Source organism: Taibaiella koreensis (genome assembly GCF_003545715.1).
In the GTDB taxonomy this organism is placed as follows: Bacteria; Bacteroidota; Bacteroidia; order Chitinophagales; family Chitinophagaceae; genus Taibaiella; species Taibaiella koreensis.
Genome location: NZ_QVNU01000001.1, coordinates 1,294,113 through 1,306,672, shown reverse-complemented (window position 1 = coordinate 1,306,672; position 12,560 = coordinate 1,294,113). Strand labels below are relative to the sequence as shown.

The 12,560-nt window shown below is 49.5% G+C and carries 8 protein-coding genes; 6 read left to right on the top strand and 2 right to left on the bottom strand.

Annotated elements, in window-relative coordinates; genetic code table 11:
• Positions 1 to 897 carry a diacylglycerol/lipid kinase family protein gene (locus DZK30_RS05780; RefSeq protein WP_118973112.1) on the bottom strand — a complete coding sequence of 299 codons (897 nt, stop codon included), beginning with the start codon at positions 895 to 897 and terminating at the stop codon, positions 1 to 3.
• Between the two features lie 99 nt (positions 898 to 996).
• Here DZK30_RS05780 and surE point away from each other — a divergent pair, with 99 nt between their 5' ends.
• Together surE and DZK30_RS05770 are read left to right on the top strand one after the other, a co-directional pair.
• A complete protein-coding gene (gene surE, locus DZK30_RS05775) occupies positions 997 to 1,719 on the top strand; it encodes a 5'/3'-nucleotidase SurE (RefSeq protein WP_118973111.1) in 723 nt (240 codons plus the stop codon).
• Positions 1,720 to 2,103: 384 nt separating this feature from the next.
• A complete protein-coding gene (locus DZK30_RS05770) occupies positions 2,104 to 5,127 on the top strand; it encodes a ligand-binding sensor domain-containing protein (protein WP_118973110.1) in 3,024 nt (1,007 codons plus the stop codon).
• Here the strand turns inward: DZK30_RS05770 and DZK30_RS05765 are convergent.
• Positions 5,124 to 5,756, bottom strand: a complete 633-nt coding sequence (locus DZK30_RS05765) for a response regulator transcription factor (protein WP_118973109.1) — start codon at positions 5,754 to 5,756, stop codon at positions 5,124 to 5,126. The two genes, DZK30_RS05770 and DZK30_RS05765, sit on opposite strands and share 4 nt — an antisense overlap.
• A gap of 277 nt (positions 5,757 to 6,033) precedes the next feature.
• On the opposite strand from DZK30_RS05765, the gene DZK30_RS05760 reads away from it, so the two are divergent.
• The 4 genes from DZK30_RS05760 to DZK30_RS05745 are packed head-to-tail and all read left to right on the top strand — an operon-like array spanning position 6,034 to position 12,551.
• On the top strand, positions 6,034 to 6,609 hold the full coding sequence (locus DZK30_RS05760; RefSeq protein WP_162902872.1) for a biliverdin-producing heme oxygenase: 576 nt from the start codon (positions 6,034 to 6,036) through the stop codon (positions 6,607 to 6,609).
• Complete coding sequence (locus tag DZK30_RS05755; RefSeq protein WP_118973107.1) at positions 6,587 to 8,101, top strand: GAF domain-containing protein; 1,515 nt, start codon at positions 6,587 to 6,589, stop codon at positions 8,099 to 8,101. The genes DZK30_RS05760 and DZK30_RS05755 overlap by 23 nt, the downstream gene beginning before the upstream one ends.
• A gap of 36 nt (positions 8,102 to 8,137) precedes the next feature.
• Positions 8,138 to 12,193: a chemotaxis protein CheB gene (locus DZK30_RS05750; RefSeq protein ID WP_118973106.1), complete on the top strand. Its 4,056-nt coding sequence runs from the start codon at positions 8,138 to 8,140 to the stop codon at positions 12,191 to 12,193.
• The gene (locus DZK30_RS05745) at positions 12,186 to 12,551 is read left to right on the top strand and encodes a response regulator (RefSeq protein WP_118973105.1); all 366 of its coding nucleotides are present in this window, start codon (positions 12,186 to 12,188) and stop codon (positions 12,549 to 12,551) included. The genes DZK30_RS05750 and DZK30_RS05745 overlap by 8 nt, the downstream gene beginning before the upstream one ends.
• The last annotated feature ends 9 nt before the right edge of the window (positions 12,552 to 12,560 follow it).

The following is a 12,560-nucleotide window of genomic DNA, read 5'->3' as shown; positions in this document are numbered from 1 at the left end:
TCACCTGCCGGTGAGGAAATCCAGCATGCCGTCAAGCAGCTTTACCTGCAGCATAGCCGGCTTATACCTGTGTATCACCTTATCGTCGACATGCATGTCTTTTCCTTCCCATCGTATCGATATATGCCTTGCTTTAATAGGTCTGAAAGGAAACCGTGCCTTGATACCCCGGCTTATTTTTTCAATATAAGCCACCAGCCGCGGCCGCTGTTTTTCCGGGATCAGCAATACATCAAACCGGCCATCGCCCGGATCGGCCCCAGGGGCCAGCACCAGTCGTGGCCCCAGCGATCGTATATTCATTACCTCGGCCAGGATATACTTGCCTGCATAGGCCTTACCATCCAGATCCAGGGAACAAGGTACCGCCTCATAGCTTTGTGCCAAGGGCACCAGCAGCTCGAAGGCTTGCTGCAGCTCCTCGTCTGCACCCTGTGACATACCGTCTGGCAGGTGGTTCATTTGCAGCATCAGCCGCGGGAAGATGCCAAAACCAAATGCTTCTACAAAAAAGGCAGAGGAAGACAGGCCATCCAAACGGCCCACGTCAAAACGTTTAAGCTTGTGCCGGTCCCATGAACGGATCACTTCGGGCACACTTTCAACTATCTTAAGGGTGAGCGCAATATTATTTGCCGTACCCAGCGCCAGTAGGCCTATGGGCCTGTTGTACATCAGCGGCAAGTGCAGCAGGTCCAGGCAAGCCTTCCTTACCGTTCCGTCTCCACCGGCTACTGCCAGTATATCCACTTTCTTTTCTACTGTACCCACACCAGCCTTTTTTGCAGGTGTATTGATAAACGTATAGCCGGCATCCCTGATATGCTGTATCAGCCCTGCCTTCGAATGCGCTCCTTCGCCGGCAGTGGGATTATAGTATAGCTTGACGGATTTCATAATATTTCGGACAGTATATTGAACGTTGTTGCAACAGTAAATGTTATTACAGTATAATAAGCAAAAAGGTTCTGCTTCCCCGCGATTAAATTGGCTGCTATGAATATACTGATCACAAACGACGATGGGATATACAGCCCCGGTATTGCAGCCCTTGCGGCAATTGCCCGGCGGTTTGGTAACATACGGATTGTTGCTCCCGATGTAGAGCAGTCTTCCATGGGACATGCCATTACCCATTCCCGCCCCCTTTCCTACAAAAGTTCTCCGGTCGCATTTGACGGAGCCGAGGCTTACCGGGTAAATGGCACGCCGGCCGACTGTGTAGCTTTGGGTACCCATTTGTGGTCTAGAACAGATGTTGTGCTTTCGGGTATCAATATGGGTCCCAACCTGGGCAATGCCACATGGCATTCCGGCACATTGGCCGCTGCGCGACAGGCTGTGCTGCTGGGAATAAAGGGAATTGCGCTCAGCACGCCGGTAGGCAAAAGCGAACCAGACTTTGACCTGCTGAGATCACATGTAGAAGAAGTACTGGAACTGCTGTTGCAGGAAGAAGGCACGGGACTATACAATGTAAACTTTCCACCGGTGCCGGCAGGTCTTATGTGGACAAGCCAGTCTGTACGGCTGTATGACGGTCATGTGGTACCCGGCACAGATCCCCTGGGACGTAAGCACTACTGGATAACGGTGGCGCCACTTGATCAGGCAGAAGAAGGAACAGACCGGTGGGCCCTCGAACACCAATACACATCTATTACCCCATTGCGGCTTGATCTCACACAAGAATCCATTCTTGACCGGCACCGTATATAGGAACAACAAGCCCCTTCACCTTAACCCTCATCGACATGCTTTCTATAACAGACCATCCCTTACAGGGCGCGATGCGACATGCTGCTCCGATGTCTCACTCCTGCCGAAAGCATATGACATGTACATCTGTACCTGATTTAACTGATTGATAAAAAAGCTTTATTAAGCCCATAATGAATCGTTTTTTTATAGAGCGGTGGCGATATGCTATATTATTTTCAGGAAAATCAGCAAATAAAAGAAGTGACACGACAACATAATAGCGCTTAAATCAAGTATGATAGAAAAATATAGTACTATTATCTTTACTGTGCCGGGGACTGCACCTCCCGGCAAAACCAAAAACCGGCCGAAGAATCCCAATCTCATTAATCGAGCCAATAAATGAAATGCTTCCTAAAACTTCTTCTATACTTCATTATAGCGTACGTCAATAACCTGAATGCCCAGTCTGTAAAGGATTTTAATATCTACAATTTCACTAATGACAATGGCCTCCCTCAGAATAGCATAAAGTCAATTGCACTGGACAAGGACAAATACCTGTGGATTGCTACAGAATCCGGATTGGTCCGTTATGACGGGAAAAACTTCAGGGTCTACAATCGTGAGAACCTGCGCGACATGCATTCAAGTCGCATAAGTTATGTTGGCCTCATGCCAAACAAGAGCATCTATTTCATAGACGAAAATTCATTTATATACACACAAAATATTGATGGACAGTTTGAACGACTGAAGCAAAGGGCCAATAGTGAGCTACTGATCTGCACGACCCGGGGATTCTACAACCCCTCATCGAGTCTCGGTATTGCCGGCTACAACTACCTCAACAGCCGGCTGATCAGCGACTGGATCAATAGCATTATGTTTTATAGCACAACAGATTCCAGCTCTGGCTTTATTGCTATCAACAAAAACACGATTGCTTTCGTATCCCGGAAACATCTGCATTGGATCGATTCGGTAAAGGAGGTGAACAAACATGTGCTCCGTGGCGCCGGCACACTCGAAAAACATTTTTACTACCTGGACCTCTCTTACCGGATCAATACGCTCGACAGCCAGGGAAAAGTGCACTCCGTCCATGTACAAGGGCTGCTGCCATCAAGAGCTCCCGGCCCTCCCAGGCCCTCCCGCTATGCCTTGCTCCAGCAGGAAGAGCGGCTTCACCTGCTTTACGACAACCGTATCTACCGGTTGAGCTACCTCGACGATTGCACCTTAAAGGCAACGCTTCTTGTTGATGCCAACGACATTCCTAACATCACCAGTTTCGGCGATTACGCCTACTTGAATACCATGATCATTGGCTCAGGTACCAAAGGATTATTTGTGTTGAAGAAAAAACAGTTTACTACCGTTAGCTTTCCCGAAACGGACAACATTTTTTACGCTCAGGCAGCTTACGGCGACTCCGGTATTCTCACTCACTTTGGCCTGGTAACGCCGCAAACAACGAAAAAGCTTCCGATCGATAAAATCAAGCGGCAGGCATTGTTACGGGATAAAGCAGGCAACTACTGGATGAACCGTGGCCCCGATGCCGTGATCAAAATCTCCCCGGACTTTAGCATACTCAGGGAAATACGCCTGCGTGAAATCTACGTCAATTGTTTTGCGGAAACGCCCGACGGCAACATATGGCTAGCATCCAACAAGAATAAGCTGGGCCGTATTGCCGGCGATAAAATAGAGTGGTTAAGCCTTATGAAGCTGGGTCCCAATGCCATGGCCACTTTATTGCCGGTCGACAACGAACACTTCTGGGTAGGCGGCAATCAGCACTTGTTCACCATCAATGTGCGCACAGGCCGGGTGGTACACTATAATTACTTCAAGGACTGCGATGTACGTTGCCTTCAATTGGATGATCATAACCGGCTGTGGATAGGCACTTATGGTAAGGGGTACTTCGTATTATCTGGTAATAAGCTGACCCGGATGCCCATCGACAGCAGGGGATACCTTATGTTTGTTCACACCATCCTGGAAGACCGCAGGGGCAATGTATGGATGACGACCAACAATGGCATCATGCGCACCCGTAAAAGCGATCTTGAAGCTTATGTGCAAAACCCTGCACGATCGGTATATTATCAGTACTATACCAAGGAACAGGGATTCAACACCAATGAATTCAACGGAGGCTGCACGCCGGCTGCCTTAGAGCTCAGGGACGGAAAGCTTTCCTTCCCATCGATGGACGGGCTGGTCCAGTTTTATCCCGATAGCCTGCAGGAGGCCTATCCCACCGCTAAGATACTGATTGATGACGTGCTGGTCGACGGCAAGAGCATTCCCCTGAAAAAGGTGGTCATCCTTCCGCCCTCTTTCAACCGGCTTGAGATCCAGGTATCATCTCCCTATTACGACAACCCTGCCAACCAGCAGATCGAGTACAAGCTCAGTGACTTTGAAGACAGGTGGTATCCGCTGAGCAATAACAATTCCCTTGTCTATAACCGGCTTCCCTATGGCAACTATAAGCTCAAGCTGCGCAAAAGGGCTGGATTTGCCACAGACTATTATATTACCGCCGAGCTGCAGCTGGTCGTGAAGCCCTTCCTGTACCAGGAGTGGTACTTCAAGGCATTTGCAGCACTGTTTATAATCCTGCTGGTGCTGCTGTTTTTCCGGTTCCGCTATTTTTACCTGATCAAAAAGCAACGACGGCTGGAGCATAAAGTACAGCAACGTACCCGTGAGTTGGTATACAACAACCGGCTGAAAGAGAAGCTGACCCTGCTTATTGCCCACGACCTGCAGTCGCCCCTGCATTTTCTTACCATACTTGCGCGGCATGTACACCGGGCGGCACAGAACAACGATATAGAGAGCGTGCTGGAAGGCAGCGAGGAGATTAAAAATACTACGGCAAAAATCTACTCCTTCGTAAAAGAGTTCAGCTTGTGGAATATGTCGCTAAATGATAATTACCGGCTCAACAAAACCAGCTTCCCCATCAATGCGCTGCTGGAAGAGCTCAGCCAGTTCTTCGAAGAAATGTTGCGGCTTAAGAACAATCGTATTGAGATCCGATACACAAGGAATGCTTCGGTTAATACCGACCGGGACGTGCTGAAAGCAATACTGCGCAACATCATCGACAATGCCAACAAGTACACCCAGAACGGCAGTATTCTCATCAATGTACACTGCGACGAGAACAATGCCATGGCCCTCTCCGTATCCGATACCGGCAATGGTATGACGGAGCAGCAACTGGAGAAGATCAATTACCGTATACGGCAGTCGCCATCGATACCGGCTATTGAAAAAGATGGCCGGCTTGGATTTCAGCTGATCATAGACTTCGCCGCGCGACTGGGCGCAAGGCTCTCGGTAAACAGTACATTCGGGCAGGGTACCACCATCACGATCTCTGGATTTACCTGCGAAGATTAATCGGAGATACGGTAAATATCGGCGAGCTCGATCAGCTGCGATGCATGCTCAATATTAAGCTTTTCGTAGATACGCTGCTTGTGTGTGCTGGCCGTGGTATAGTGTATTTTGAGCCCTTCGCTGATTTGCGTGAGCGTCTGGTTTTTGCTTAACAATATGGCTACCTGGAACTCCCGGGCGGTAAGCCCGTCGAAGGGATTCAGCTTTTTCCCCTGCGAAGCTTCTTCGAGAATTAACCCCGTCAATTCTTCGCTCACATACTTCTTGCCGCTGAGCACCGTGGCGATCGCTTTGATCATCTCTTCCTGCTCAGCCACCTTTTTCAGATAGCCCTGTGCGCCCAGCTGCAGGTAACGTTTACCATACAAGTTTTCCGGGTTCATGGAAACAATAAGTATCTTGGTCTCGGGATAGCGTGAAGTGATCCATTGCATCAGCGCCCCCGAATCGGTGTCGGGCATTACAAGGTCGAGCAGTACCAGCTCAAATTTGTCTTGTTGCATTTGCTCCATTACCGTCTTGCCGTTGAACGCTTCTACCACTTCCCGGTCGGAAAAGTTCTCCCTGATAATGATCTTAAGCCCAAAGCGCACTACGGAATGATCATCCGCTACCAGTATTTTTTTCATCAGATATTCGTGAGCGTAGCAAACCGAACGATTCTTCTTACTCCTGGAATACAGCGCCCTTTATATGGTTATGGAATATTTACTTGCAAGGTACAATAATTCGGTGGCCCCGGGCGCTTTTCGGGTCTTATTTGAACCTTATAATTTTGTGAGGGCCGCCTTGGGCTGAGATTAATCCCTTATATTGCCACTTCGTTTGCCATCCGAAATCTATTGTTCCCAGGCAATGGGTGCCATCCCGCCTGACAGCAGCAAACCACCGGTATATTTTAAATCTATGTTTCACGAAGCCATAAAAGAAGCGACCAGGGAAGCACATCAACACCTCGAAAAGCAGGTTATTCTGCAGCTAAAGCAGATCCGTACACCTATGGATTATGGTGCGCTGCTCAGTAAATTTTGTCTTTATTTCAACGCCCTGGAGCAGAAGATCGCGCCCCATATCAACACAGAATCCCTTCCCGATTATGATCAAAGGAGAAAAGCGCACCGGCTGCACGACGACCTGGCTACAACGGGCTTTCTTCTGTCTGGCCACCCTGCCGTATCCCTGCCGGTGATCGGCAATGTATATCATGCCTTCGGCGCTTTATACGTGATGGAGGGTTCGGTAATGGGCGGCGGCATTATTATAAAAATGCTGAAAGAAAAATGCGGCATCCACGAGGGATATACCTTTTTCCAGGGATATGGTGATCATACCCCCGCTATGTGGCAGTATTTTATCGGGCACATGAATACCCTTTTGGATAGCAATGCCGGGGCCGCTGCCATGATGATCGACAGCGCCAAAGACACTTTTGAACATTTTTCTATCCTGTTTCAGCCCCATGAGCAAGAAACCCAACTATGATGAGACCTTTTGCGGCAAACTGCCGCTGCACAATATCAACCTTATCCAGCCGCATGGTTGCTTGCTGGTGTTCGACAGGGACACCCTTGAGATCATACAGGTAAGCGAAAACAGTAAAGACCTGCTGGGCGTCACGCCGGAAGAAGCGTTGGGGCAATCGTTGCAGCAATGGATCGATGTACCTGCCACGCGCATTACAGACAAATTTCAATCCGGCATAGGCGACCGGCTACCCTTCTACCTGCATTTTACGGCTGCAGGAGTAACCCGCCAATACCTGGTCCTCATCCACGCCAGGCTAGACTATCTGGTGGCGGAATGCTTTCCTGCCGACCGGAAGGAGAACGCATTTGTAGAAATATACCAGACCCTGAAACATAGCTTTGCGGAAATAGAACATACCAGTACTGTGGCAGAGATGAGCGCAGTGGTAACCCGGCAGCTCCGGGAAATATCGGACTTCGACAGGGTGCTGCTGTACCAGTTCGACAAGGACTGGAATGGCAAAGTGATCGCCGAGAGCAAGACTGAGGGGCTTAACGGCTACCTGGGGCAACAATTCCCCGCATCCGACATTCCTAAACAGGCCAGAGCAATGTACCGGAAGAACACCTACCGGATGATCCCCGACAGGGATTATACCCCGGTAAAGCTCTACCCGGTAATCAACCCCAGGACCAATGCCTTTACCGACTTGTCGGACTGCAGCATCCGCAGCGTGGCGCCGGTACACCTGGAATACCTAAAAAATATGGACGTAGCCGCGTCCATGTCTTTCCGCGTGCTATGGGGCGAACAGCTTTGGGGGCTTATTTCGCTGCATCACCGGCAGCCACGTTTTCTGGATTATGAGACCTGCAGCCTCTTTGAGCTGCTATCGAGCTTTATCTCCAACCATTTAAGCACCATACTCAGCAGGGAACACTTTCATTTCGCCGCAGGCCTGCAGGAGAAAAAGGCGGCGATTCAAAAAAATGCATACCAGCATACGGCCCTCGCTCCGGCCTTACTGGAGCAGGATATTAAGGTGACCGACCTGTTTCGGGCGAGCGGCGCAGCCCTGCTGCTACAGAACCGGATCCACACTACCGGCACTGTACCACCAGGGGAATTCATAGAACATGTCGGTTTCTGGCTGCAAAGCAAGGACTTTGACACCGTTTTCGCAGCACAACACTTTGCCGGTATATTTGAAGAAGCCGGCGAGTATGCTGCCATTGCCAGCGGTTTCCTGGCGCTTACCCTCAATAAAGAGGAGGGCGAGTTTCTGCTGTTGTTCAGGCCCGAGCAAGCCTCCACTATTTCCTGGGGCGGCAATCCGGGGGATGCCGTCCGGTTTGAGGCAGATCAGAAAACCTACCATCCGCGTAATTCGTTTGAAGTATTCCAGGAGCAAGTACGGCAAACCTCAGAGGATTGGCAACCGGAGGAATTGAATATTGCAAGGGAGCTACGCAACTTTTTGTTCGAGTTTTTGGTTAAGCATAGATAATGCCGGCCTTGCCGGCCCCGGTACAGGAGCCATACCATGGAGCGCAACAAGCAAAAAAGAGAAAAAGAACATATTATTATCGCAATAGGTGCGTCAGCAGGCGGCCTGGAAGCCATCAATGCATTTTTTGATCACCTGGAGCACATACCAGATTGCTCTTTCGTCATCATACAGCACCTTTCCTCGGACCACAAAAGCTTCCTCACCGAGCTGGTAGCCAAGCATACACCTATGCCGGTGATAGAGGCCGGCAACGATATGCCGGTAAAAAAGCAATGTGTTTATGTGATCCCCAATAAAAAGATGATGACCATCAGCGACGGGAAGCTGAACCTCGTCGAAAAAGATCCCGAACTTGTACCCAACAATGCTATTGATGTGTTCCTGCAGGCCCTTGCCAGGGAACGTGAAGATAAAGCAGTGGCAGTGATCCTCTCGGGTACCGGTACCGATGGCACAAAAGGTATCGAGCACATAAAGAGCGCAGGCGGATGGGTATTGGTACAGGAACCCACAAGCGCCAAGTTTGACGGTATGCCCAATAGCGCCATACTCTCCGGAAATGCAGATGCCATACTGACACCTCAGGCCATGGCTGCCTGGATACAAAAAAATGCAACGGGAGAACCCAAACCGGTTAATGCCAGGATCTCGGAAGAGCAAATGGAACGCATCTTCAGCCTGCTGCAAAAAAGTGGCCATGATTTCCACTACTACAAGACCCCCACCATCGTACGCAGGATCACCAAACGAATGGGGATGCTGGGTTGCAAAACCGTTGAAGGCTACCTGCAGCTGATGGGCGAAAATGAAACCGAAGTAAAAGAGCTGAGCCGCGAATTATTCATTAACGTGACTGAATTTTTTCGCGACAAGGAAGCTTTTGACATCATATATAAAGAGGTTATCCCAAAACTGGTGGCAGATAAGGCACCTGGCGAATCGGTCAAGCTATGGGTATGCGCCTGCAGCACTGGCGAAGAAGCCTATACCTATGCCCTGCTGCTCGACAAATACATAAAAGAGCACGGGATAAATATCGATGTCAAGATATTCGCTACCGACATCGAGGAACAGAACATCCGTTTTGCCTCGCGCAATAGTTATCCTGCTGCTATAGAAAAAAATATTCCCGCCGATCTGTTGCAGGAGTATTTCATTTTTGAAAATAAGCAATACGCCATTATTCCGCGGCTACGCAAACAGATCGTATTTGCCCGCCATAATATCATTAAGGATCCCGCTTTCATTAAAAATGACCTCGTCAGCTGCCGGAATATGCTGATTTATATGAACCGGATCCTACAGGAGAAGATACTTGCCACCTTTCATTTTTCGCTCAACAAGTCGGGCTTCCTGGTGCTGGGCTCCAGCGAATCGGCAACGATACTTAAAAACGGCTTCGACGAGGTGAACAGTAAGTGGAAGATCTATACCAAAAGCCCCAAAGCGCTCCCCGATATCCTGCACCGGAAGCTTACTCCTGGTGTAGCAGTATCGACGCCCGCTTACCGCAGGCCATTGCCCGTATCCAAGCGCTCAGAAGAGCTGGCAAGGGAATTCCAGGCGGTGCTTACCGAGCACCTGGGCTATACCGCCGTTTTTATCGATAACCGCTACGAGATCAAAGAGGCAATAGGCAATTATGCCCAGTACTTGTCGCTGCCCCAGCAGATACTCAAGCTGAACTTGCTATCCATGCTGCCCAGGGAGCTGGAGATCCTGCTAAGCAATGCCATACGGCGCTCCTGGTACGGCAGAAAAAAAGTAACTCTTAGCAAGGTGCCTTTTCGTAAAGGCGACAACCAGTATATCGACATCGTGGTAAAGCCCCTGGCGCCGCCCAACGAAAACCTGACCATGATCGTGCTGAGCGACAGCAAAGGCGCAGCACCGGAAAATAACGACCTGCCACAGCATACCGTAGAAGCCGATGATCAGAATGAATATGTAAGAGCGCTGGAAATGCAGCTTACGGACACCAAGGACAACCTGCAGCTTGCGATCGAGGGCCTCGAGACCACCAATGAGGAATTGCAAAGCGCTAATGAAGAATTACTGTCGAGCAACGAGGAACTGCAAAGCTCCAATGAGGAACTGCAATCGCTCAACGAAGAGCTGCACACGCTCAACACAGAACATCAGGCTAAAATAAAAGAGCTGATCGAGTTGAACGATGACCTGGACAACTATTTCAAAAGCACAGAGATCGGGCAGATATTTCTGGATGCCAGGCTAAACATCCGGAAATTTAATCCCAATGCCAAGCTGTTTGTCAACCTGATCGACAACGATATGGGAAGGCCCATAAGCCATATATCCAACAACCTGCAATATCCCGGGCTCCAGGAAGATATCCGTAAAGTGCAGGCCGGCGGCAAAATGCTGGAGACCGAGATAGGCCTGCAAAACGGCAGGATATGTATTATTCGTATTTATCCTTATATACGCAAAGACAAAGTGATCGATGGCCTGGTGCTTACCTTCATCGACGTAACGGATGTAAAGAATCTCTATGGTGTGGTCAATGGTGTATTCGAATCGAGCCTCAATCCCATTATCGTTCTCAATCCGGAATATGATGTGCTGGCCCACGAGATCGTCGATCTCAGGATCACGGCAGTGAATCATGCTGCCGAATTGCTGCTGGCCGGCAAAAAGGACAATCTCAATGGCCGGTCGTTCCGGAAAATGGGACCCCACCTGCTGCTTCATGAAATATGGGAAAAGCTGCTCCGTGTAATCGAAAACGGCAGGGCGCTCAACCTGGAGTATCATTTTCCCGCTCCCGCCGGAGAGCGGCATTTTGATCTCTCGGCAGTAAAGATCAACGAAGGCGTTATGATCACGTACAGTGAGGTAACCCAAAAGAAAAATGCAGAAAAGCGACTGAAAAAGAATTACCACGAGCTGATCGCCACACGGGAAAGCCTGAAAGAGCTCAATACCCGCCTGGAAGAAGAAGTGAACAACCGCACGCAGGCGCTTTCGCTGAGCGAAGAGCGCTTCCGGCTCGTAAGTCGCGCTACTAATGATGTGATCAAAGACTGGGACCTGGTCAACAACCAGGTGTGGAACAGTGAAAGCTTCTTCAGCCTCTTTCATTTTTCACACGACGATATACAACCTACCATTGACTTCTGGTTTACCCATATTCATAAAGACGATCTTAAAGAGGTGAAGCAGGGCATCTTTAATGCGATCAATACCGGCGAGCCGCAATGGACCGGTGAGTACCGGCTGCGCAACGGCAAGGGCCAATACGGCTATGTGCTGGAACGGGGCTACATACTGAAAGATGAGCTGGGTATGCCCTACCGGCTCATCAGCTCGCTCATGGACATCACACCGTTAAAGAAAGCCGAAGAGGCCACGCTGGAGCTGCTGCAAAGGAAAGATGAGTTCATGAGCATCGCCAGCCATGAGCTCAAAACACCTATTACGAGCATGAAGGCTTCGCTACAGATCGTAGAACGTGTGCTGGAGGAAGACAATAGCCAGGGCCTTGCCAGGGATTTCATCCAGCGGGCCAATGACCAGGTGGATAAGCTGACAACACTGGTCGAAAATTTGCTCGATGTAACCAAAATACAGGCGGGAAAAATGACCTTCAGCCAGTCATCGTTCGACATCAGCGAGCTGATAAAAGAATGTGTTTACCACATACAAAATCTCTCACAGAACCAGATCAGCATCAGGCGTAACAAGCCGCTCCTGATCTTCGGCGACCAGAACCGTATCGAGCAGGTGGTGCTGAACTTCCTTTCGAATGCTGTAAAATATTCGCCCGAAGCAACAGAAGTAGTGCTGGATGCTTATATTACAAACGACCTGCTACGCGTGGAGGTAAAAGACAGCGGTATCGGCATCAGCTCCGAAAATGTACCGCTCGTTTTCGATCGCTTCTTCAGGGGATTCAATTCATCGGAAAAATACTCGGGGTTGGGCCTGGGGCTTTATATCTCGGCCGATATTATTCGCCGGCATGGCGGCGAAATAGGTGTGGAAAGCGAGCTGGGTAAAGGCAGCACCTTTTGGTTCACCCTACCGCTTCCTGCAGGCCCTTATCAGAAACAGACAAACAATGACTAATAAATTGATGATTTTCGACGATGACAAGGATATCTTATCCATCTGTACTTTTATTTTCAAAAGGCTGGGATGGGAAGTAAGCTCATCGCTCAATTGCAACGATATTATCGCTAAGGTAAGGACAGAAAAGCCCGATGTTATCCTCATGGACAACTGGATCCCCGAAGACGGCGGTATCGCCGCTACCCGCCGGCTTAAAGACACCGAAGACCTGCGGCAGATACCTGTGATCTATTTTTCGGCTAACAGGGATGTGGAATCCCTGGCCAGCGAAGCCGGCGCCGATACTTATATTAAGAAACCCTTCGACCTGAAGGAATTTGAGCAAGTCGTTACCCGGTACGGAAAGTATCAATGAGAGAAGCCG

Bases quoted from the DNA above. Each gene is read 5' to 3' on its own strand.
- DZK30_RS05780 (WP_118973112.1), bottom strand. From the start codon at position 897: ATGAAATCCGTCAAGCTATACTATAATCCCACTGCCGGCGAAGGAGCG.
- surE (WP_118973111.1), top strand. From the start codon at position 997: ATGAATATACTGATCACAAACGACGATGGGATATACAGCCCCGGTATT.
- DZK30_RS05770 (WP_118973110.1), top strand. From the start codon at position 2,104: ATGAAATGCTTCCTAAAACTTCTTCTATACTTCATTATAGCGTACGTC.
- DZK30_RS05765 (WP_118973109.1), bottom strand. From the start codon at position 5,756: ATGAAAAAAATACTGGTAGCGGATGATCATTCCGTAGTGCGCTTTGGG.
- DZK30_RS05760 (WP_162902872.1), top strand. From the start codon at position 6,034: ATGTTTCACGAAGCCATAAAAGAAGCGACCAGGGAAGCACATCAACAC.
- DZK30_RS05755 (WP_118973107.1), top strand. From the start codon at position 6,587: ATGAGCAAGAAACCCAACTATGATGAGACCTTTTGCGGCAAACTGCCG.
- DZK30_RS05750 (WP_118973106.1), top strand. From the start codon at position 8,138: ATGGAGCGCAACAAGCAAAAAAGAGAAAAAGAACATATTATTATCGCA.
- DZK30_RS05745 (WP_118973105.1), top strand. From the start codon at position 12,186: ATGACTAATAAATTGATGATTTTCGACGATGACAAGGATATCTTATCC.